Genomic DNA, 22,441 nt, shown 5'->3' on the forward strand with positions numbered 1-22,441 from the left:
CGGTGATTAGCGTTACTGTGCGGTCTGGCTCAATGCGCCTTGCCGCATTTGCTGATTGATCGGTTGTCCGCTGCTGTCAGCCCCCTGAAGAGAACCGTTCAACGTCGGCTTGAGCGGCGTATCGGCGGCGAGCCGCCCATTAAGCTGCAATTGCAGATTGGAATTGCCCGTGGGGTCGGAAGACGATGCCGGCCATCCCCAGCGGGTTAATATATCCAATGGAACGGAGCGCCCGGTCATCGTAACCGAAAAGACCCGGGCGGGGTGTTGCTCGATGGTTGCCTTGGCTTCCAGCAAGCCGTTTTGGGTAAAGGCGCTGAGATCGGTGAATGCGATCTGCCCCTCATTGGCGGTTAAGGCCAAAGAGGGGCGGCGGATATCGACTTTATTGAATGTTGCATCGCTGGCGTTCAGGTTCAGCGAACCGCTCCAGATACCCCACTGATGATTGCGCGCCAGCAGCAGATCGCTGCCGTTTCCATCCAGAGCGGTAAGCTGAAATGGAAAATCCGGGTTGATATCAATCAACAGATTACGGTTGGCGGTGAATTTCCTGATATTCACTTCCGCCAGCCAGTCCGGCAGCGTGGTTTGCCAACGCTGACGCCAGTCGGCCGGTAACGTGTATTCCATGCCCGCCACCACGAATTCATTCAGTTGCAAACGATGGTTGCTGCGTTGCCAGTTGCCGTCGGTACGCAACAGCCCTCTTTCCCAGCGGGTGGTAAACTGTTTGATTTCAACCCCGCTGGGGGAGAGTGTCAGGTTAACGATAGGGTCGATCAGATGCATATCGCCGTTGACGATATCCGTGGCATTGAACGACAGTTCGCCGCCATCGCTTTGCCAGTCGTCTTGTTTGAATGTGACGTTTTGCAGGGTGACGTCGAGATCGATAAACGCCCACCCCGGCCCTTCAATACGGGCATCGATCAAATCAAAACGGGAGACGGCAACCGAAGGCAACGCGGTAATCGGTTGCCAGAATTCCCGTAGGGTGCTTGGCGTTTGCAAGCGAACCTTGCTGAGACGCAGGTTGCCAATCTGCCAACTGCCGTCTTCCGCCCGACTGGCGCTGCCGGTTAACTGGCCTTGCGCCACGTCGGCGCCGAAATTCCCCAGGATAAGCTGATTATGATTAATTTCTCCCTGCATCAGCACCTGGCTGGCGGGGATATCATTGAGCCGCAACGAACGGGCGCTGAGTTGAAAATGCCCCTGTTTGCCGAGTAAACGCCCCGCTTCAGGCTGCCAGGGCATGATCCCGCCATTGACCTGTTGGCCGTTCAAGCGCCAGTCATCATCCTGCGCTTGAAGCGCCATCGTCCGTAGTTGTAATACATCGGCTTCGATCGGCAGGGTCGCGGCGGCGGGGGAGAGATTCAGCGTACCGCCTTCCAGTTCCAGACTGGAAAAATGGCGGGGGTCGGTTATCTGACGCGCGCTCAGCCCTGCCGAAATTTGTTTGGCGGTCAGCGTCGGCGGCTGATCCTTATGGCCGAATATGACGTCCTTCAGCAGAATCCGATCGGGCTTGGACCAGCTATGGTCAATTTTCCCCAATGAGATCTGATAGTCCGTGTTTTGATTCACCCAGTTGCCGATCCGGCTTGAGGCCCAGGTGGTTTGCAGTATTACGTACAATATCACCAGCGCCAGTAATGCCAGCAGCAGTAGGGTCAGCAATAATTTCCCGATAAATCTCATCGTGTCAGTCCATGCCAGTCGTCAGGGATAACTGTTTTTATGCCGCAATTACCCCGCAGGCTCAATAGCTAATGCTGTTACAGACCGTAAAAAGCGACCGGTGTTGCACCCGCGGTCGCTTTTATTCACGCTTATCAGAAATTATTGAAGCGAGTACGAATTATTTTTCTTCCGGGGGGAAAACCAGATTCAGCACAATCGCCGTAATACCGCCGGCGGCGATACCGGAAGACAGCAGCGTTTTCATCCAGTCGGGCGCGAATTGCAGAATCAGCGGTTGCTGCGAAACCCCCAGCCCCACGGCCAACGAGAGGGCGATAATCATGATGGCGCGACGGTTCAGCGGTTCACGCGACACGATACGCACGCCGGAAGCGGCGATCGTACCAAACATGACGATGGTTGCGCCGCCGAGCACCGGTTCCGGAATATGCTGCACAAAGCCGCTGACCGCCGGGAAAAGCCCCAGAATAATCAGCATCAGCGCCACCACAAAGCCGACGTAGCGGCTGGCGACGCCGGTAAGCTGGATAACGCCGTTATTCTGGCCGAAACAGGAGTTTGGAAAGGTATTGAAGACGGCGGACAGACAAGAGTTCAGGCCGTTCGCCAGTACGCCGCCTTTCAGACGCTTCATGTACAACGGCCCGCTGACCGGCTGTTCTGAGACATCGGATGTGGCGGTGATATCGCCGATGGTTTCCAGCGATGTCACCATAAACACCAGCATCAGCGGGATCAGCAGATTCCAGTCAAAGCCCAGGCCGTAATAGAGCGGTGTGGGCACCATGATGAATGAATGCTGTTCCGCCGGCGCGCTGTCGGGCAACATCCCCATCAGCCAGGCGCCCAGATAACCGACCGCCATGGCGATGACCAGTGAGGCCACGCGCAGATAAGGGTTACGCTGGCGGTTCAGCAGGATAATGATCAACAGTACGATACCCGCCAGCAACAGATTCTTCGGTGCGCCAAAGGTGTTGTTATTCATTGCCGCATAGCCGCCGCCGATGGAGGTCAGGCCGACCTGAATCAGCGACAGACCGATGATCATCACCACAATGCCGGATACCAGCGGCGTAATGATTCGGCGCGCAAGGTGCAAGAAGCGCGACAGAATAACTTCCGTCATGGAGGCGACCATTAGCGTGCCAAACAGCGCCGCCATCATGGTGGGGACATCCGCTCCACCATTTTTCAGCGCCAGCCCGCCCATGATTAATGGCGTAACGAAGTTAAAGCTGGTGCCTTGAATGGACAGTAGACCCGATCCTACCGGCCCCCAGGTTTTTATTTGCAGAATAGAGGCCAGACCGGAAGCGAACAGCGACATACTGATGATGTGTTGCGTATCTTGCGCGGGTAAACCAAGCGCCTGACAGATCAACAGCGCGGGAGTGATCACCGCGACAAACATCGCCAGCAGGTGCTGGCTGGCGGCAAACAGGGTTTGCGGCAGAGGAGGACGGTCTTCCAGACGATAAATCAACTCGCTGTGCTTGGGCGCGGCGGGACTGTCGGTTTGGTGGGTATCCGTGGTGGCGGTCGTCATAATAGTTGGCGTTCCTGAAACGACAAAGAGGGCATTTTAATGATCTCTTTAACAAAAGCAAACGTTTGCGGAACGGCGTTTCTGATATGAAATTTGTCTGGCTGGTAATGCCTTATTATTTAAAGGGATATTGTGCTGAATGATGGCGCCGTCAGGCATTGGTATAACGGGTTCTTTCGGGTAACCAGCGTTCAATCAACGCCTTGGCGTGTTCCGGGTAGCGTTGATGGAGATGACGGGCGACGCGCTGCACCTGCGGGATCAGTGCCTGATCGCGGAGTAAATCGGCGACTTTAAATTCCGCGGCGCCGGTTTGGCGCGTACCCAGCAGTTCACCCGGGCCGCGAATTTCCAAATCACGTTGCGCAATGACAAAGCCATCGTTGCTGTCGCGTAATACCTGAAGCCGTTTTTGCGCCGTTTTGCTCAACGGGGTTTTGTAAAGCAGCACACAATGAGAAGCGACCGCGCCCCGTCCAACGCGGCCGCGTAACTGGTGAAGCTGCGCAAGGCCAAGCCTTTCAGGATTTTCGATAATCATCAGGCTGGCGTTAGGCACGTCAACCCCCACTTCAATCACCGTGGTGGCGACCAACAATTGCAGTTCGCCTTGTTTAAAAGCCTGCATGACAGCCTGTTTTTCCTGCGCTTTCATGCGTCCGTGGACTAATCCGACGGTGATGTCAGGCAGGGCGGCGGTTAATTCCTGGCAGGTCGCTTCGGCGGCCTGGGCTTCCAACAGATCGGACTCTTCAATCAGCGTACAGACCCAATAGGCTTGCCGGCCTTCTTGCCGGCAGGCGTTATCGACGCGTTGAATAATCTCATTACGGCGCGTATCCGGTATGGCAACCGTGGTGACGGGCGTTCTGCCTGGCGGCAGTTCATCAATGACCGAGGTATCCAGATCGGCGTAAGCCGTCATCGCCAGCGTGCGGGGGATCGGGGTGGCGGTCATAATCAACTGATGTGGGTGGAACCCCTGTTGTTCGCCTTTTTCCCACAATGCCAGACGCTGATGTACGCCGAAACGGTGTTGTTCATCAATAATCACCAGCGCCAGCCCGTTGAATTTGACCTGTTGCTGGAAGATGGCGTGAGTGCCCAAGACCATGGATACCTGACCGCTGGCAATGGCGTCCTGCTGCGCCTGTCGGGCTTTTCCTTTCTGCTTGCCGGCCAGCCAGCCCACCTCAATCCCCAGTGGCGCAAACCACTGGCGAAAGTTATGGGCATGTTGTTCCGCCAGCAGCTCGGTCGGCGCCATTAGCGCGACCTGTTTTCCGTTCGCTATCGCCCGTAGCGCGGCCAGCGCGGCAACCAGCGTTTTTCCTGACCCGACATCCCCTTGTACCAATCGCATCATGGGGAACTCTTTTGCCAGATCGGCTTCAATTTCACCAACCACGCGTTCCTGCGCGGCAGTCGGCGTAAACGGCAGCGCCGTCAGCAGGCGTAGTTTAAGAGAATCATCAGCCGCCAGGGATAATGCCCGGTAGCTTTGCGCGCCGGCGCGAACGGCCAGCATGCTTAAGTTATGCGCCAGCAGTTCTTCCATAATCAGCCGCTGTTGAGCCGGGTGTTTACCCAGTTCCAGTTCGCTGAGTTGAATGTCCGGCGGGGGACGGTGCAGGATATGCAGGGCTTCGGGCAGGCTGATGAGCGATCGACTCAGTTCTTGCGGCAGCAGTTCGTCGATCGGATTGGCGTCCAGCAGCGCCAGCGCCTGATCGGTCAGTTTACGCAATGTTGCCTGACGAACGCCTTCGGTGGTGGGATAAACCGGCGTCAGCGATCCCTGTAATTCCACCGGTGTGTTATCGCCCTGTAGGTGATATTCCGGGTGGATAATTTCAGCGCCGATTTTGCCGCGCTTGATTTCACCGTAGGCGGTGACCCGCTGACCCGGCGCCAGACTGTTCTTCATGGCGGCGTTGAAATTGAAAAAACGCATGGTCAGCACGCCGCTGCCATCGCTGATTTGGCAAGTCAGCATACGCCGATTGCCGAAGGTAATGTCGTGGCGCAGAATTTCGCCTTCCACCGTGGCAAACATGCCGGGGAGCAGGTCGCCAATCGGGTAAAGGCGAGTGCGGTCTTCGTAGCGTAACGGCAGATGCAGCAACAGATCCTGCACGGTTTCCAGCCCGAGGCGGGCAAGTTTAGCCGCCTGACTGCTACCCACGCCGGCAAGCGTGCTCAACGGTTGGGTATTCAGGCGGCCTTTCATCAGCGCTCCGAGGATTGCATTGAGGCCCACCAGGCGGTATCGGCAACGATCTGGCCGCTGCTATCAATATAAGGGCGCGGCAGCCCCTTACGTTTGGCGACTCGCGCCAGCACTGGGTAGCCGCCTTCAAACAGCAACCGCTGTTGCTCTTCTTCGTCCAATGGGCTGTCCTCGCGCTGGTACATGCCGGCTAACTGACGCTGGCGCTGAGCTTCATACAGAATCAATGCGGATGCGACGGAGACATTCAGCGACTGCACCATGCCGGTCATCGGAATAATGATATCTTTATCGGCCAGCTTTAGCGCTTCCGGGCTAATACCGGTTTTTTCCTGCCCCAGTAAAATACAGGTCGGGCGGGTATAATCAATGTCGCGGAAATCGACGGCCTGTTCAGAAAGGTGCGTCGCCAGAATCTGCATGCCTGCCGTTTGCAGGTGGCTGACGGCGTCATGAATGGTGCGATGGGTTTTAACCTGTACCCAGCTATTGCTGCCGGCGGCGGAAGATACCAGCGTTTTCATTCTGCTGGTGGGCCATATGGCATGGATCTGATGGACGCCCACGGCATCGGCCGTACGAATAACGGCGGAAACATTATGCGGCTTATGCACTTGCTCCATGCAGATTGTCAGATCAGGCTGACGGCAGGTCAGCATCTCTCTTATGCGTGCATAGCGTTGAGGCGTCATAACGGTTAATTTCGGTTACGGTTAACTTTTATTACATCCGGCATTACGCGGATTTTGCGCATAATATTCGCCAGATGAACGCGGTCGAGCGTGGTGAGTCGGATAAACGCGCTGTATACGCGGCCGTCTTTTTCTTCGGTATTGATGCTCTGGATATTTGAGTTCGCCGTATTGATTGCGGCGGCCAGATTAGCCAGCGCGCCCTGATGGTTGAACATATCCACCTTGATTTCGGCGATAAATTCTTGATCGGTCACCTTATCCCACTCCACGGCCATAAACTTTTCCGGCTCTTTCTGATAACCGCGGATGTTGCGGCAGGATTCGTGGTGGATAACCAGTCCTTTACCGGGGCTGACGTGAGCGATAATCGGATCGCCCGGAATAGGGCGACAGCATTTGGCGAATGAAATCATCACGCCATCCGCGCCTTTAATCGGCAATTTGCGCAGCCCGGTATTTTCCAACTGGGATTGTTCGTTCAGCAGATTTTTCGCCACCACCACGCTCATGGCATTGCCCAGCCCGATTTCCGCCATCAGATCGTCCAGCGTGGCAAGCTTCATTCGGTCAAGCTCAAGCTGAATATTTTTTTCCGGAATATCAGACAGTTTACGGCCGCTGCCCAGAGCATGGTTCAGCAAACGACGGCCCAGACTGACGGAGTCATCGCGCTTAAGGTTTTTCAGCATCTGGCGGATTTTGGCGCGCGCTCGAGAGCTGACGACGAAGTTCAGCCAGGCGGCGTTTGGTCTGGCGCCTGGCGCGGTAATGATCTCAATGGTCTGCCCGCTGGTCAGCGGCTGCGACAACGGATAGGGCTGGCGATCGACTCTGGCGCCGACGCAGGCATGACCGATATCGGTATGTACGGCATAGGCGAAATCGACCGGCGTTGCGCCGGCGGGCAATTCCACAATCCGGCCTTCCGGCGTGAAGACATACATTTCGTCGGGAAAGAGGTCGGACTTAACGCTTTCGATAAATTCAAACGAACTGCCCGCGCTCTGCTGCAATTCCAGCAGGCTTTGCATCCAGCGCTGGGCGCGAACCTGGGCGGTGGTGCTGCTTTCGCCTTCTTTATAGGCCCAATGCGCGGCAACGCCCATTTCCGCCATCTGATCCATATCGTCGGTGCGGATCTGCACTTCCACCGGAACGCCGTGCGGACCAATCAGCGAAGTATGCAGCGACTGATAGCCGTTCGCCTTGGGAATGGCGATATAATCCTTTACCCGGCCGGGGCGGGGTTTATACAGACTATGCACCTGACCCAACACGCGATAGCAGGTATCCAGTTCCTTAACGATCACCCGAAAAGCGTAAATGTCCATAATGGAATGAAAACGCTGTTCTTTCAGATGCATCTTGCAGTAGATGGAATAAAGGTGTTTTTCACGGCCGCTTACCCGGCAGGCAATTCCGGCTTCGGTCAAACGGCCTTCAATCTCGGCAAGGATTTTCTGGATCATCTCTTTCCGGTTGCCGCGGGCGGCTTTGACCACCTCTTTGATTACGCGGTAACGGTTGGGATAGAGCGCTTCAAAACCCAGCTCTTCAAGCTCGGTTTTCAGGTGATGGATACCCAGCCGATGCGCCAGCGGACTGTATATTTCCAGCGTTTCGCGGGCAATGCGCCGGCGCTTATCCGGGCGTAAAGAACCCAGCGTGCGCATATTGTGGGTACGGTCGGCCAGTTTGATCAGAATGACGCGGATGTCCTGCACCATCGCCATGATCATCTTGCGAAAGTTCTCAGCCTGCGCTTCTTTCTTATCGCGGAACTTCAACTTGTCGAGTTTGGAGACGCCTTCCACCAGTTCGGCGACGCTCTTGCCGAAGAGCTGTTCCATGTCCTGATAGGTGGCGGGGGTGTCTTCTATCACATCGTGCAACAGCGCGGCCATCAGCGTTTCATAGTCAAGACGCATCTCGGCCAGAATACAGGCAACGGCAATCGGGTGAGTGATATAGGGTTCGCCACTGGAGCGAGTCTGCCCCTCGTGAGCATCACGTGCAACAAGGTAAGCCTGGCGTAAACGTTTAATCTGCTCTTCCGGCAGATAACGTTGAATCAGCAGATTAAGGCTTTCAAAAAGGTACAAGGGCGACTCGCGGTCTGATTAACGGCGGCCTTCAGCAATCGCGGTGACCGCCTGAATTTCCGCGGCTTCCTGCTCTTGCTGCTCCTGACGGTCACGAACGTCCAGGATTTGGGCGTTGATCAGGCCTTCTTCGATCTCGCGCAGGGCGATCACGGTGTACTTATCGTTTTCTTCCGCTACCAGCGGCTCTTTACCACCAGTCTGGATCTGACGGGCGCGACGAGCAGCGACCAACACCAGGTCAAAACGATTACCAATTTTCTCTACAGCGTCTTGAACAGTTACGCGTGCCATAATGTGCTACTCCACAGGGAAATAAAATGACTGGGCATCATACTGAAAGAGCCGTCAGTCTGCCAATAGTTTGGTGATTAATGCCTCATGCCGAACTTTTTGCCTGCCCAGCAGCAGACGTTCGGCGCGAATAATGGTTTTCAGATCGAGCAACGCCAAATCGAAATCATCATTAACGATTAAATAATCATATTCTGCGTAATGCGTCATTTCAGCCACCGCCTGCGCCATGCGGCGGGCAATAACCTCTTCACTATCCTGACCGCGGCCGCGCAGTCGGCGCGCCAGTTCTTCTTTTGACGGCGGCAAAATAAAAATGCTGCGCGCCTGCGGCATATGGGTACGGATTTGCTGGGCGCCCTGCCAGTCGATATCCAGAAATACATCTACGCCCGTCGCCAATATCTGTTCAATGGCTAACCGGGACGTACCGTAGTAATTACCGAAGACTTCCGCATATTCCAGAAATTCGTTTTCCTGGATCATACGCTTAAATTTATCAACCGAGACAAAGAAGTAGTGCTCGCCGTGGCTTTCCCCCGGTCGTTTGGCTCTGGTGGTATGGGAGATCGATACCTGAGTGTCATAAAGCGGCTGCGTTTTTAATAGCGCCTGAATCAAACTGGACTTTCCGGCCCCACTGGGAGCGGAAACGATATATAACGTGCCTTGAGCCATAGTGAAGTTTTATTAATTGCAATTAATTATTGATATAAATGCGGCGGAACCCGCATTTCCCCACATTATACACGCCAATACGCCATCAGTCGCGCTGTGATAAATGTCATTGCAGAATGTTTTACCGTTATGCCACCAGAAATGCTTTCTGCCAACCTTTTCCGCATACGTTGCGCAGCCGTTCCCGGTGATTTTTCATACTGATTGCAAACGACAAAAAACGTTGCGAAGCGTTTTGCATTCCTCGGTTTTTACTCTCGTTTTTTGTTCGCGGCTGCGTTGTACTGCGCTCAGTCGGTACTTATGGGAGGTTACATGAATTGCGGGTTCAGTCGGTTTGTCATCGTAATATTGGCGGGCGTCGCCGGTTGGCCGTTAATCGCCGCGCCGTCTTGTCCGGACTGGCCGACGGGTCGCGCCCAAAAAGAAATGGGGATGTTGAACCGGCAGTTGGCGCAGTGGGATGACGCTTATTATAAAGCCGGCGCCAGTCCGGTGGATGACGAGGTTTATGATCAGCTCAGAAGCAGACTGAACCACTGGCGGCGTTGTTTTCAACCCGAGGGCGCGGATTTTGCCGTCTGGCTGCCGGACAATGGTAAACAGCGTCATCCGGTCGCGCATACCGGTTTAAAAAAGCTGTCCGAACGCGGGCAACTGTCGCGATGGATAAAACAGCATCAGGATTTATGGATCCAGCCCAAAATTGATGGCGTGGCGGTAACGCTGGTGTATCGGCAGGGGAAATTGGCATCGGCCATCAGCCGCGGCAATGGCTTGCGCGGGGAAAACTGGACGAAAAAAGTCCTCGCCATGCCGGATATCCCTAAAACGCTGACCGGGGCGCCGTCAACCTTGGTGCTACAGGGGGAGCTATTTCTCAACGTTGTCGATCATCGGCAAAATCTGCACGGTGGAATAAATGCCCGCGCGGTGGTCGCCGGGGAGATGCGGCGCCATGACTCTTCGGCTGTTTTGCCGCGAATCGGCATCTTTATCTGGGGTTGGCCCGACGGCCCGGCCACGTTGCCTGAGCGCCTTAAGGGATTGCAGGCGATGGGGTTCGCCATGACCGCTGACTACACGCACAGGATTTCCTCGTTGGAGGAGGCTGAGCGTTGGCGGGAGCGCTGGTATCGTCATCCTCTTCCTTTCGTAACCGATGGCGTGGTGATCCGTCAGGGCAAAGAATCGCCGGGACGCTTCTGGCGGGATACGCCGGCCGACGGGGCCGTCGCCTGGAAATATCCGCCGGTGCGGCAGGTGGCGGAGGTTAACGGGGTTAATTTTGCTATCGGCCGTACCGGCAAGATCAGCGTCGTACTGAGCCTCAACCCGTTGCGGCTGGATGACAAGTCGGTTCGCCGGGTCAATGTCGGATCGCTATCACGCTGGAAACAATGGGATGCTCTGCCCGGCGATCAGGTCAGCATCAGTCTGGCGGGGCAAGGTATTCCACGGCTGGATAACGTGGCGTGGCGGGTTGCCGAGCGTTCGCCGGTAACGCCGCCGAAAGAGAACGACTTTCACAACTTCAGTTGTTTTCAGTACAGCATAGCCTGCCGGCAACAGATGCTTTCACGGCTAATCTGGTTAAGTAGCGATCAGGGGCTGAATCTTAAAGGCATCGGTGAAGGGATATGGCGGCGTTTGATGCAGCAGGGCGTATTGCGGGATGTCGTGTCATGGTTGGCGCTGACCAGAGCACAAATAAAGGACGTTAAAGGTATTGGCGCCAGGCAGGCCGAGAGTATTTATGAGATTCTACAGCAGGCTCGTCAGCAGCCTTTGGTTCGCTGGCTATGGGCGCTGGCGGTTCCCTTGCCTCGTTCGGCGCGGGGAGCGCTGGAGAATATGAGCTGGTTACAGTTACAACAGCGTACCGCACGGCAGTGGCGGCAGTTTCCGGGGGTTGGCGCCAGGCGAGCGGAAGAGATCATGGCTTTTTTGCATCATCCGGTCGTGGTGGAGCTTATTGCCTCGTTAAGTAACGCGGGGATAGATATTAAAAACCGGACGGAGGCCGTACCCCAAAACATGGTTATTATTTCCAGACTGAGTGAATAATAGCCAGTGCCGAAACGGACGGGAAAAAATTAAAGCATCATTAAAGGCTATAACACTACCGGACATATTAGATATTAGCGCAATAATCATAAATAACATTTATGATTAGCCATCGGATTTATCTATTTTTTGTAATTATTGTCGCATACGGGAAAGAATAAATGCGAGGTTTAGTAATGAACTCCCTCATTGCCCCGTTGTCCTACTAGCTTCAGATAATAATTCGTTTTATCGGAGCACTTGAAGCGATGAAGTTTGGCCCCGCGATTTCACAGCCTAAGTTATCGTTCTTTCTGGCAATATATATCGGTCTTTTCCTTAATCTTTCAGTCTTTTATCGAAGATTTGATGCTTTTTCGGTATTTACAGGTAAGCAGCTATCAAAATTTACCCCGGCAATAATTGAATTGCTGGCCTGTATATTGTTTACCTTTTTTCTTATGCGGATTATTTCTCTGGGCGGGCGCTATTTTTATCGCGTCGTTGCCTCACTGCTGGTGCTGATTTCTGTCGCCGCCAGTTATTACATGACGTTTTTTAATGTCGTTATCGGCTACGGCATTATTGCCGCGGTTATGACGACGGACATTGATCTTTCTAAAGAAGTTATCGGTTTCCGTTTTATTCTGTGGATGCTGGCGGTAAGCGCATTACCCTTGTTATTGATTTGGAAAAATGCCTTACGTCATACACTAATTGAACAGCTAACGTCGCCGGGGAAACGCCTGACGCCGGTGTTGATCTTACTGGCTGTGGTTGCCCTGGTATGGTTACCGATCCGCTATATGGATAAGGCCCAGTCGGTCTCGGAAAAGCTCTCTAATGTTGACTTACCCAGCTATGGCGGCGTGGTTGCGCATTCGTATCTGCCATCGAACTGGCTGTCTGCTTTGGGATTATTTGCCTATACGAAATATGACGAAAGTCAGGACGCGACGAATTTGTTCGATCCCGGCAAACATTTTACTTACCTTCCGCCAACCGGGATTGATGATACCTATGTGGTTTTCATCATTGGCGAAACCACCCGTTGGGATCACATGGGGCTGTTAGGGTATGAGCGCGATACCACGCCCCGCTTGTCGAAAGAAAAAAATCTGGTGGCTTTCCGCGGAAAATCCTGTGATACCTCGACCAAACTCTCCATGCGTTGCATGTTTGTACGGGAAGGTGGTACGGAAGATAATCCTCAGCGGACATTGAAGGAGCAGAATATCTTTGCGGTATTAAAGGAACTGGGGTTCACGTCCGAGCTATTCGCGATGCAGAGTGAAGTTTGGTTCTATAACAGCATTGAAGCCGATAACTACTCTTTCCGTGAAATGATCGCGTCGGAAAAAAGCAACGACGGTAAGTCGGTGGATGACATGCTGCTGGTGGATGAAGTCAGGGAGTCGCTGGAGCGCTACCCGAAAGGTAAGCATCTGATTGTGCTGCATACCAAGGGGTCCCACTATCTTTACTCGATGCGCTATCCCCGTAGCTATGCCCGCTATCAGCCGGAATGTATGGGCGTCGATGCATCCTGTTCCCGTGAACAGCTGATTAATGCGTTTGATAATAGCGTGCTGTACACCGATAGCTTTATCGAAAACGTGATTAACCAGGTGCGGGATAAGAAAGCATTGGTGTTTTATGCCTCCGATCACGGTGAATCCATCGATGATAACTATCATTTACACGGTACGCCGCGCCAAATGGCGCCGCCGGAACAGTTCCGATCGCCGATGATAGTCTGGGCATCGGATAAATTTCTGGCTGACTCAGGTAATATGAATGCGTTTGATCGGTTAAAAGCACAGCAGCGAATCGGCAAAACCCATCGCCATGAAGAGCTGTTTGATACCATTTTGGGATGTCTGGGATATACCTCGCCGGATGGCGGCATCAACCCGAAAAACAACTGGTGCAACAAGACCGGAAGCTGACGATGATGTTTGGCGCGGTTAAGCCTAGACTGGGCAGAGGTTGCTGACAAAGTCGTTTGTAAGCCTGAGATACCCGGGCCTAGCGTACCGAGGGGCGCTCCGGCGGCTTACGCCGCTACGGCCCCTAGCCACGTTCTCCCTAATAACGGGCTTTGTCAACGGTTTGAGCCCAGTCGATAGACTGGGCAATGGCATATTATCAACCGGTCACGCGGATTTCAGTTGATGAACCTGTTTTTCGCGGCGGATTTTACGTTCTTCCATCACCGCAACGATGGCCATCAGACAGATACAGCAGATGGCGGCCGTATCCAGCGCGGCGAAAGTGCCGGCCCAGCCGGTCAGACCGAAGATCGGCGTACCGTCCGCAATCATCCCCAGGCCCAGTTTCGCGAAGCTATCGCCAATCAGGTAGGCAAAGGTGCCTTTAATGCCGTCGGCCGCACTAATGGCTTTTTTCGGTACAAAGCCTACGGCGGCGACGCCAATCAGCAGTTGCGGACCAAAGACCAGAAAACCCAGCGCAAACAGCGAGGAGAGGTAAACGTACGCATTGCTGGCATGCTGGTAGACGCTGAGGGTGGCAATGATCAGCGCCAGCGCGATACAGGCAACCAGGGCGCGGCGGCCGTTGGCAAGGTCGGAGAGATAGCCCCACAGCAGCGTACCGACCAGCGCACCGGCTTCAAACAGGGTAAAGCCCTGAATCGCCACTTCTTTTGACAGCTTCAGTTCCTGAAAGGCGTAGACCGTCGACCATTGGTCGATACCGATACGCACCACATAAAGGAAGACATTGGAGAAACACAGCAGCCAGATCACTTTGTTCTTCAGCACGTACTCGACAAAGATCTGCCATTTGGTCATCGAGCCGTCTTCCGTCTCTTTGTCCTCATCGCTGATCGCTTCGCCAAACAGCTCTTCCGCTTTACCCAGACCGTAAGCTTCCGGCGAGTCGCTGCCGTAGCGCAGACCGATAAAGCCGACAATCAGCGCGATAACCGACGGTACGATAAACATACCGATCACATGGCCGTCGAACAGGTAGTTCGCGCCGAACAGCGCCACGCCCGCCGCGCCCGCGCCACCCAGATTATGCGAGATGTTCCACATGCCAAGATAGGTTCCGCGCTTACGGCGCGGCGTCCATTTAGTGATCGTGGAATAGCTGCACGATCCGCCGGTGCTCTGGAAGAACCCGCTCAGCGCGTAGAAGGCAATCATCAAAAACAGGCTGATGGAGCCGGAACCCATGCTGGCGCTGAAGCCAAGCATACAGATACTGGACAGGATCAGCATCAGCGGCAGGAACTGCTTGGTGTTTTTGCCATCCGCATAATAGGAGACCAGCGTTTTCCCCACGCCGTAGGTGATGGAGAAGCCCAGACCAATCATCCCCAGTTGAGTCATACTCAAGCCGTAGGTGGAGATCATGTCATTCTGCGCGATATTAAAATTCTTGCGGATCAGGTACATGGTCAGGTAGCCGATAAAGACCACCAGATAGGACTGCATAAAGGGCTTGAACCACATTTTGCGCCGCTCTTCGAGCGGCAGATTCAGGGTCGGCTTGCGCACCTGATTAAGAAAGGCCAGCATGGTTGTCTCCTCTTACTACGCAAACGCTGGAAGTGGCTGCATTGTAAGAAACGGAGGTCGGTACTGGCTTAAGACATCATCCAGTAAAAACTAGGAAATTTTCCCGGTTTTGGTCTTTGAGGTGAAAAAGAGTGAAGTGAGTCACGCTTCTGCGGGGATTTTTGCTCCGCTGCGCGGCGCCTGAGCATTTAAAAACGGCAGCAGCAGCAGAGCGGAGACGCCGGCCGCCACCGCAATGACCGCAAAAAAACCGGTCCAGTGCCAGATATCCATAATTTGCGCCAGCGGCCAGCCGGAAAGCGATGCGCCGAGATAGGCAAATAGTCCGACGAAGCCGGTGGCGGCCCCCGCCGCGTCTTTGTGCGAGCATTCCGCCGCCGCCATGCCAATCAGCATCTGCGGGCCAAAGACAAAAAAGCCGGTGGTAAAGAAACAGGCTGCCTGCATCACATAGCTGGCGAACGGCATTAGCCAAAGCGAGCCGACCGATAGCAGGATGCCGGCCGCGAAGATCAGATTCATCGGCCCGCGATTGCCGTTGAACAGTTTGTCCGACCCCCAGCCCGCAACCAGCGCGCCAATAAATCCGCCCAGTTCGAACATGGTTACCGCCGAATTGGCGGTGACCAGGTTTACGCCGAGCGTCTCTGACATATACAGATTGCCCCAGTCGTTGATGGCCGCCCGCACCACGTAAACCAGCACATAGCACAGCGCCAGCAGCCAGATGTAAGGGTTGGTGAGTACGTACTTATGGAGAATTTCCCGGTGCGACAGCCCCACGCCTTCCTGCTGTTGCGCGATCTCCAACGCATCGCGGCGCCACTCGCCCACGCTGGGTAGCCCCAGGGTTTGCGGACGATCGCGCAGCCGCCAGCATAAAAACAGCCCGACCAGAATAGCCAGCGTTCCGGCGATAATCAGCCCGGCTCGCCAGCCGTAGTGCAGCGCCGCCGCACCCACCACCATCGGTATCAACGCGCCGCCCACGTTATGCGCCGTGTTCCACACCGCCCACCAGCCGCCGCGCTCGGTACGCGAGTACCAGGTAGTGAGTAAACGCGCGCACACCGGCGAGCCCCAGCCCTGAAAGAACGCATTCGCTACCCACAGTAGGGCGAATACCCATAGCGACGAGGAAAAGCCGAACAGAATGTTCACCACGCCGCTGGCAATCAGCCCCAGCCCCATAAAGTAGCGGGCGTTAGACTGGTCGCTGACGATACCGGAAAAGAATTTCGACACGCCGTAAGTGACGTAAAACAGCGTGGCGAGCAGGCCGATGTCGCTGCGCGTCAAAATGCCGTTAACCAGAATTTCCGGCACCGCTGCGTTAAAACTTTTACGCGTAAAGTAAAATAGCGCGTAGCCCAGATAGATAGAGATAAGAATGTGCCGTCGCCAGTAGCGGTAAGTTTCGTCAATCGCTTGCCGATCGGTGAGCGGCGGTATGCCGGGCGGAATTTTCAGAAAACCAAACATGACGATCCTTATTGATTACGCAGCGGCAGACTGACGGTGACGCGGGTTCCGCGGGTGCAGGAGATAGTCAGCGAACCACCGAGGGCCGATACCCGTTCGCGCATGCCGGTCAGGCCCAGGCCCAACTGTCCTGAATTCGGCGGCAGGCCGCAGCCGTCGTCTTCAATCACCAGCAGGAGTTGATTGTCTTTGCACCCGCATTGCAGCGTGACCGTACTGGCGTTGGCGTGTTTGACGATGTTGTTCAGTCCTTCCTGACAGACGCGGAACAGCGTGACGCGCTGGCTTTCGCTGAGCATCGCTTCGTCAATTTGCCAACTAAGGCGGCTTACGATGCCGCGCGCTTCCAGTTCCATCTCTCGCGTCAACGAACGCATCGCCTGCTCAAGAGAAAGATCGTCCAACTGGCGCGGCCGCAGGCGGCCCAGCAAACGGCGCACCGAATCGTAAACGCCAAGAGACAGCGTCTCAATCAACGCGCCGCTCTGCTTCACTCCGGCATTTTCCGGCGCCAGCCGTTGCAAAATACCGGCTTGCGTGCGGATCGCGGTGATGGTCTGGCCGATATCATCGTGCAGTTCGCGCGCTACTTCCCGCCGGACGCTCTCTTCGGTTTCCAGCAGCCGCTCAGCAAGGCGATGATTGCGGGCCAACTGGTTTTGCAGGGACAGATTAAGTTCCCTTAAGCGCTGGATGCCCGCCCCCAGCAGCAACCCCGTCAGGCTCTGGGCCAGCAACGAGAGCAGTAAATCCACCTGATGATCGTGCCAGGTCTGACTGGCGATCAGGGCAATGGCATTCATCAGCGTCGCGATGAGCGCCCCCTGCCAACCGTAATGCCAGGCGAGGGCGATAATCGGCAGCGCCAGACAAAACGGCGTAAAGCGCGCCAGCTCATTCGGCAGCCCTAACTGTAGCCATAGGCTGACGGCAAACAGCAGCAGATACCAGAGCAGATGCCGGGTGCGCCAGTTGATCGGCTGTGAAACCAGCGCCGGGCCGAGCGGCAACCAGGTGGCGCTGGTGAGATAGTGCCAGATAACCAGACAGGTGGGCGCCAGCGTGAGTCCGCCAGTCAGGGTCAACAGCAGTACGGTAAGCGCGTCTTCCCCGCTTCCAATCCAGGGCAGAGACTGTAATAGCGCGGCGGCGATCAGGGCGCCGCCCTGTAGCAACAAGGTATGCCAGTCATTCGGGCGTCGCCGGCGGCTGACCAATGCGACGGGCAACAGTGACAGCAGGCTTCCGATCGTCAATAAGGGCAGGTGAAGCAGGTTCACTTCCTGCGACAGCCAAACCAACAGCAGCCATTCACTGGCGAGCAATACCGGCCAGTAACTGCGCGGGCATTGCAACATCAATCCCAGACGCAAACCAAACGGAAACAGCAACGCCGCCAGCTCCGGTCGCTCCACCAGATGCAGGCTAATGCCCCACAGGCAGAACCACGCGGCGGAGAAAATAAAGAAGCTGGCGGTAACGGAGATGAGCCGGGCGAGTAACGGATGCATTACCAACCAGCGAATAGTCGACGGGCCAGTTCGACGTCATTGCTGATGCCGAGTTTTTCCATCAGGTTGGCACGGTGAACATGCACGGTTTTCGGCGATAGCCCCAGTTCGGCGGCGATCTCTTTGACCGCCATCCCCTGCGCGAGTTTTTCCGCTACCTGATGTTCGCGGCGGGTCAGCGGATCCTGCTTGGCGGAGGCGAGTTTCAGGGCCACATCCGGCGTGAGGTAGCAGCCGCCGGCCGTCACCGTACGGACAGCGGCAATCAGTTCATCGGGGCTGCAACGTTTGGACAGAAATCCGTGCGCGCCGGCATTCAGCGCCTGTTCAATCAGCGCCGGGCTATCGTGGACGGAGAGCATCACCACCGCCATGCCTTTCGGCAACTGGCTTAAAAGTTCCAGACCGGAAATATCCGGCATCGAGATATCGCATATGCAGACCTGCACGGCGCGCCCCGGTAGCCCGGCCAGCGCCTCGCGGCCTGAACCAAACTCGCCGACAACCTGCATATCCGGTTCAAGCGCCAGCAATTGGGCGAAACCAGAACGAACGATACGGTGATCGTCAATGAGAGCAATCGTGATCATGGGGGTGAACCAGGCGATATAATAAGCGAGTACCTTAACGTCACTGATAGTGTCGTTCAAGTCTTGTTGGCGTGTTCCGTATTTAACACGTTTTCCAAACCGTAATTCGCCCGATCGCCGTGGATTTGCATTCGGGGGATTGGGGGAGAGATCGGTTACTGGATACTTTACCAACAGGCATAATCCTTTTTCTAAAAAGGGATTGACGCTTCAATGGGGTAGCAGTAATATGCGCCCGCATTCGGTGAGTGGCGCAGCCTGGTAGCGCACTTCGTTCGGGACGAAGGGGTCGGAGGTTCGAATCCTCTCTCACCGACCAAATCGACTTTCGGTAAGGATCTGGAATAGACGGATATCACCGGAAAGTACCAAGAAACCCGCATCCTGTCTGGATTGGCGGGTTTTTTAATGCCCGTTATCTATCGGTATACCCCGTTTACAGCTGGAAAGTTTAGTTATACCACCCCATATAATTACGATGGCACGTATAACTACCCCTCTGACCAATACCGAAATCAAATCCGCAAAACCTGCCGAGACGGAATACACGTTACAGAACGAGAATGTTTTAAGAATTAATAACCTACTTACCAAGCCCAAGAGCCCTTGGCTATTTTTTCCTATTATGAGCAAGGATTACCCCTCCCCTTGCACCTGAGTAAAAAAAGCGCGACACTACGTAAAGACATATGTAAATACAAAGGTGAACATGATGGGTAGCATTAATCTCCGTATCGATGATGATCTTAAAGCACGCTCCTACGCCGCACTTGAAAAATTGGGGGTTACGCCTTCTGAAGCATTGCGTCTTACGCTGGAATACATTGCTGAAAATGAACGTCTTCCCTTCAAACAAACGTTACTTAGTGATGAAGATGCTGAATTAGTAGAAATTGTCCGTGAACGCCTTCGCAACCCTAAACCAGTACGTGTGACGTTGGATGATCTTTAATGTCGTATTTTCTGGATTTTGACGAACGCGCACTAAAGGAATGGCGCAAGCTGGGCGAGACGGTTCGCAATCAATTCAAAAAGAAACTGGCCGATATTCTGGAAGCACCGCGTATAGAAGCAAACAAATTACGAGGGATGCCGGACTGCTACAAAATAAAGCTGCGTTCTGCTGGCTACCGGTTGGTTTACCAGGTTCAGGATGAAAAAGTGGTGGTTTTTGTCGTGTCAGTTGGCAAACGTGAGCACTCCGAAACCTACGACGATGCGATAAAACGATTACGCTAGTAATAAATACATCCCTCCTTCAGCATCCTGTCTGGATTAGCGGGTTTTTTATTGCCTGTTGTCCATCGGTATACCCTGTATAACTACTTCTGAAATCAAAGCCGCGTAACTGTTCATCTCCGTCGCTCGCTGTGTTTTTTACTTACCGGTAAAAGGAGGCATTCACGGAGTTTACTCAGAATATGATTTTGAAAGCGATGTTCCCAGCCAAGCCTGCCGCTTATGGTTTTTTACACTTCCCTTACCTAAGAAATTTCTCAAAATCACGTTTCAAACTGGCTTTGTTTTGTTGTTTTTGTTTTATAACATTTTGTTTTTTAATTAATTTAATGTATCCATTTTATAAGTTATCTCAGATAACCGGCTTTACATGATTTTTATTAAATGCAATTTTGTGTGCGAAAAAAATACGTACAGTGTCCGGATGTTACTGAATTCATACGCTGTATGGCTCACTTTTGTATTGTTCAAACATGGAAGATATGTTGATGATGAAAAAAACGACACTGCTGCTTTCCGCCCTGGCTGCCTGCGGTATGGGAATGTCTGTTGCTCATGCGGCGCAAACGATCTCCTTAGGTTATGCGCAAGCGAACGTTGATGGTTTCAAAGATCTGAAAGGTATTACCGCCAAGTATCATTATCAGGGAACGTCTCCTGTCGGCATTATCGGCTCTTTTACCTACCTGAGTGGAAAAGACGATTATTACGATTCGGAGTTTAATTCCAACGATAGCTTTAAAGTGAAGTACTACTCCCTGATGGCCGGCCCGTCTTATCGCTTTAACGATCTGGTAAGCATCTATGGTCTGGCCGGTATCGGTCATGGGAAAATTGACTGGAAATATAACTACGGCCCATTTGTTGAATCAGGAAGTGAGGATGAGTCGCGTTTTGCTTATGGCTTAGGTATTCAAATCACGCCAGCGGTTAACTGGGCGATTGATATCGGCTATGAAGGCACCAAAATTGATGACGCAAAAATCGACGCCTTCAATATCGGTGTAGGCTACCGCTTCTGATTTAGAGTATAAATAGCCGGCGAGGAAAACCTGCTGGCTATTTTTCGTCCTGAGCATCGTCTTTTATCATAAAACTCTCCAATGATTTATCGTGGTTGTAACGTAGCCAGGCGATTAACGATTCGTTGTCCATGGGTCTGGCGTAAAGAAACCCCTGCATGTAAATCACACCGCGCTGTTTTAAGTAAGTCAGTTGTCTGGCGTTTTCAACGCCTTCCGCCACCATTTTAAGCTTCATCCGGTGGCTTAGGTTAATGATGGCATCAAGTATTGGCGCGTCCTCATCCAATGACGAGATGGCGCTGACGAATCCCTTATCGATTTTCAGATAATCCAAAGGGAAGTTTTGCAGGTATGAGAGCGAACAATGACCGGTGCCAAAATCGTCAATAGCTATCAGGAAACCCTCTTCACGCAGTTGATGTAACCGCTGTATGACGTCGGAACCATTGCTGATAAGGCTTCGTTCCGTAAGCTCCAGCGTAATCTTCAGTTGGTGAGACGCGACCTTGGCTTCGAAACGGCGGACGTCTGAAACAAAAGTCGGATGCTGTAAATGTTCCGCGGCGACATTGAGGCCCAGATGGAACCCCGGACTTACCCGCCAGCCCGCGATGTCCGTCGCGACGAGGTCAAACAGGTGTCGGGTAATGGGAATAATCATGTTTTCCGCTTCGGCGGCCGCGATAAAGATGTCCGGCCTAATCCATTTTCCGCTGTTACGTCGCCAGCGCAGTAGCGCTTCGACGCCGAGACAATGGTTTTCCGCTGAGTCGTAGATTGGCTGGTAATAAACGGAGAATTCACCATTAGCGATCCCTTTTTTAATTTCATCCCGAAATAATAGCTTGCGCTTTTGCCAGTTCCACACGCCGAAGGTAAAAAACAGGGATAAGATTAACGTGATGGGAAGAAAGGTAAAAAACGTTTGTTTCCAGGTTCTTATCGATTCTTCGATCGGCGCGGTCACCTGTACGGCAATCGGGAACTTATCCGATTTTATTTCAAACTCAGCGAGGGGAAAGAGGCCTGAAACCGCAGGGAATGGCTGGCCAACCTGAATGGGATAGCCGTTATTTACCGTTAACGTCAATTGGTAGCCACGCGCCTCCCCGATCGCCAGCATCAGGTCGATAAGATATTGGGCGTCGACCATGGCGTAGGCGCCATAGCCATGGAGCGGCATTTGAACGAAGATGATTCCCGGGCGGCTTTTCACACTGGATGAGCCAGCGATTGACAGACTCCAGCGTGTTGGCAGAGGGGAAGGTAAAGGCTGCATGATCACGACGTCCATGGGGGGAGAGGCATGACGGAACGTCGACGAACAGTAGACAGTAGTATCCTTGGTGACGCCGATCGCGCGAAAGTAGGAAAACACCGAGCCAAGCCGCTGCAATTCAGCGCCGATCACATTGCATGGCTGACCGCTCAAGCGCTGGATTTCGGCAACCATCTCCCACGCTTGTTCGGTGATGTTTTCCGCGTGATGCAGAGCGATTAACGCAGTAGATTCGAGATTCCGTTTAACCATCACCCGGGATTCGACGAAGGTGAATAGCAATCCAAGTAGCAGCGGTAATACACTTGCTGTCAGCAATAACGGCCAGTGACTTTTATATTTGCCATATCCGGGAATCATCCACATCTCCTTTTTTGGCGGATCCAATGCCTAGGATGAGGATACGTGAGTCGACGGCAGTGGCAAGTCTACAGAACCAGAAGATGTTGTATTCACTCTTAAT

At 53.7% G+C, this 22,441-nt stretch carries 17 protein-coding genes, 1 tRNA gene and 1 pseudogene; 7 read left to right on the forward strand and 12 right to left on the reverse strand.

The features are described from left to right. Positions 1-12: 12 nt before the first annotated feature. The 7 genes from HOY33_RS15195 to gmk form a co-directional block, all read right to left on the reverse strand. Positions 13-1,707, reverse strand: a complete 1,695-nt coding sequence (locus HOY33_RS15195; protein WP_172290984.1) for an AsmA family protein — start codon at positions 1,705-1,707, stop codon at positions 13-15. Between the two features lie 160 nt (positions 1,708-1,867). Further along, on the reverse strand, positions 1,868-3,259 hold the full coding sequence (locus tag HOY33_RS15200; protein WP_172290985.1) for an NCS2 family protein: 1,392 nt from the start codon (positions 3,257-3,259) through the stop codon (positions 1,868-1,870). A 151-nt stretch (positions 3,260-3,410) separates the two neighbouring features. Beyond that, complete coding sequence (gene recG, locus HOY33_RS15205; RefSeq protein ID WP_172290986.1) at positions 3,411-5,489, reverse strand: ATP-dependent DNA helicase RecG; 2,079 nt, start codon at positions 5,487-5,489, stop codon at positions 3,411-3,413. Then, a complete protein-coding gene (gene trmH / locus HOY33_RS15210; RefSeq protein WP_172290987.1) occupies positions 5,489-6,181 on the reverse strand; it encodes a tRNA (guanosine(18)-2'-O)-methyltransferase TrmH in 693 nt (230 codons plus the stop codon). The genes recG and trmH overlap by 1 nt, the downstream gene beginning before the upstream one ends. A 5-nt stretch (positions 6,182-6,186) precedes the next feature. Further along, positions 6,187-8,286 carry a bifunctional GTP diphosphokinase/guanosine-3',5'-bis pyrophosphate 3'-pyrophosphohydrolase gene (spoT, locus tag HOY33_RS15215; protein ID WP_172290988.1) on the reverse strand — a complete coding sequence of 700 codons (2,100 nt, stop codon included), beginning with the start codon at positions 8,284-8,286 and terminating at the stop codon, positions 6,187-6,189. A gap of 18 nt (positions 8,287-8,304) precedes the next feature. Further along, the gene (gene rpoZ, locus HOY33_RS15220) at positions 8,305-8,580 is read right to left on the reverse strand and encodes a DNA-directed RNA polymerase subunit omega (RefSeq protein WP_048636744.1); all 276 of its coding nucleotides are present in this window, start codon (positions 8,578-8,580) and stop codon (positions 8,305-8,307) included. A 54-nt stretch (positions 8,581-8,634) separates the two neighbouring features. Continuing rightward, positions 8,635-9,258 (reverse strand): guanylate kinase, encoded by a 624-nt coding sequence (gmk, locus tag HOY33_RS15225; protein ID WP_172290989.1) that lies wholly within the window; start codon positions 9,256-9,258, stop codon positions 8,635-8,637. A 315-nt stretch (positions 9,259-9,573) separates the two neighbouring features. Here gmk and ligB point away from each other — a divergent pair, with 315 nt between their 5' ends. Together ligB and eptB are read left to right on the forward strand one after the other, a co-directional pair. Next, positions 9,574-11,325 carry an NAD-dependent DNA ligase LigB gene (gene ligB / locus HOY33_RS15230; protein WP_172290990.1) on the forward strand — a complete coding sequence of 584 codons (1,752 nt, stop codon included), beginning with the start codon at positions 9,574-9,576 and terminating at the stop codon, positions 11,323-11,325. A 248-nt stretch (positions 11,326-11,573) separates the two neighbouring features. Further along, positions 11,574-13,253, forward strand: coding sequence for a kdo(2)-lipid A phosphoethanolamine 7''-transferase (gene eptB, locus HOY33_RS15235; protein WP_172290991.1), 1,680 nt, complete (start codon positions 11,574-11,576; stop codon positions 13,251-13,253). 207 nt (positions 13,254-13,460) lie between these two features. Here the strand turns inward: eptB and uhpT are convergent, their stop codons facing one another. The 4 genes from uhpT to uhpA all read right to left on the reverse strand — a co-directional run bounded on the left by uhpT (position 13,461) and on the right by uhpA (position 18,435). After that, a complete protein-coding gene (gene uhpT / locus HOY33_RS15240; RefSeq protein ID WP_172290992.1) occupies positions 13,461-14,852 on the reverse strand; it encodes a hexose-6-phosphate:phosphate antiporter in 1,392 nt (463 codons plus the stop codon). Between the two features lie 141 nt (positions 14,853-14,993). Next, positions 14,994-16,334 carry an MFS transporter gene (locus tag HOY33_RS15245; RefSeq protein ID WP_172290993.1) on the reverse strand — a complete coding sequence of 447 codons (1,341 nt, stop codon included), beginning with the start codon at positions 16,332-16,334 and terminating at the stop codon, positions 14,994-14,996. 8 nt (positions 16,335-16,342) lie between these two features. Further along, positions 16,343-17,845 carry a signal transduction histidine-protein kinase/phosphatase UhpB gene (gene uhpB, locus HOY33_RS15250; RefSeq protein WP_172290994.1) on the reverse strand — a complete coding sequence of 501 codons (1,503 nt, stop codon included), beginning with the start codon at positions 17,843-17,845 and terminating at the stop codon, positions 16,343-16,345. Further along, positions 17,845-18,435: a transcriptional regulator UhpA gene (gene uhpA / locus HOY33_RS15255; RefSeq protein ID WP_172290995.1), complete on the reverse strand. Its 591-nt coding sequence runs from the start codon at positions 18,433-18,435 to the stop codon at positions 17,845-17,847. The genes uhpB and uhpA overlap by 1 nt, the downstream gene beginning before the upstream one ends. Before the next feature lie 242 nt (positions 18,436-18,677). Between uhpA and HOY33_RS15260 the strand changes: the two genes are divergently transcribed. From HOY33_RS15260 to HOY33_RS15275, 5 genes and pseudogenes are all read left to right on the forward strand, one after another. Further along, positions 18,678-18,754: transfer RNA gene (locus HOY33_RS15260), tRNA-Pro, on the forward strand. Positions 18,755-18,913: 159 nt separating this feature from the next. After that, a pseudogene (locus HOY33_RS20830) lies at positions 18,914-19,051 on the forward strand (integrase); the annotation flags it as partial. Positions 19,052-19,147: 96 nt separating this feature from the next. Next, positions 19,148-19,387 carry a type II toxin-antitoxin system RelB/DinJ family antitoxin gene (locus tag HOY33_RS15265; RefSeq protein WP_172290996.1) on the forward strand — a complete coding sequence of 80 codons (240 nt, stop codon included), beginning with the start codon at positions 19,148-19,150 and terminating at the stop codon, positions 19,385-19,387. Next, on the forward strand, positions 19,387-19,674 hold the full coding sequence (locus HOY33_RS15270; RefSeq protein ID WP_172290997.1) for a type II toxin-antitoxin system RelE/ParE family toxin: 288 nt from the start codon (positions 19,387-19,389) through the stop codon (positions 19,672-19,674). The genes HOY33_RS15265 and HOY33_RS15270 overlap by 1 nt, the downstream gene beginning before the upstream one ends. Before the next feature lie 488 nt (positions 19,675-20,162). Further along, on the forward strand, positions 20,163-20,696 hold the full coding sequence (locus HOY33_RS15275) for an Ail/Lom family outer membrane beta-barrel protein (RefSeq protein ID WP_233356450.1): 534 nt from the start codon (positions 20,163-20,165) through the stop codon (positions 20,694-20,696). A gap of 37 nt (positions 20,697-20,733) precedes the next feature. Here the strand turns inward: HOY33_RS15275 and HOY33_RS15280 are convergent, their stop codons facing one another. Beyond that, on the reverse strand, positions 20,734-22,338 hold the full coding sequence (locus tag HOY33_RS15280; RefSeq protein WP_172290998.1) for an EAL domain-containing protein: 1,605 nt from the start codon (positions 22,336-22,338) through the stop codon (positions 20,734-20,736). Positions 22,339-22,441 lie beyond the last annotated feature (103 nt).

This window comes from Brenneria sp. hezel4-2-4 (genome assembly GCF_013155275.1).
In the GTDB taxonomy this organism is placed as follows: Bacteria; Pseudomonadota; Gammaproteobacteria; order Enterobacterales; family Enterobacteriaceae; genus Brenneria.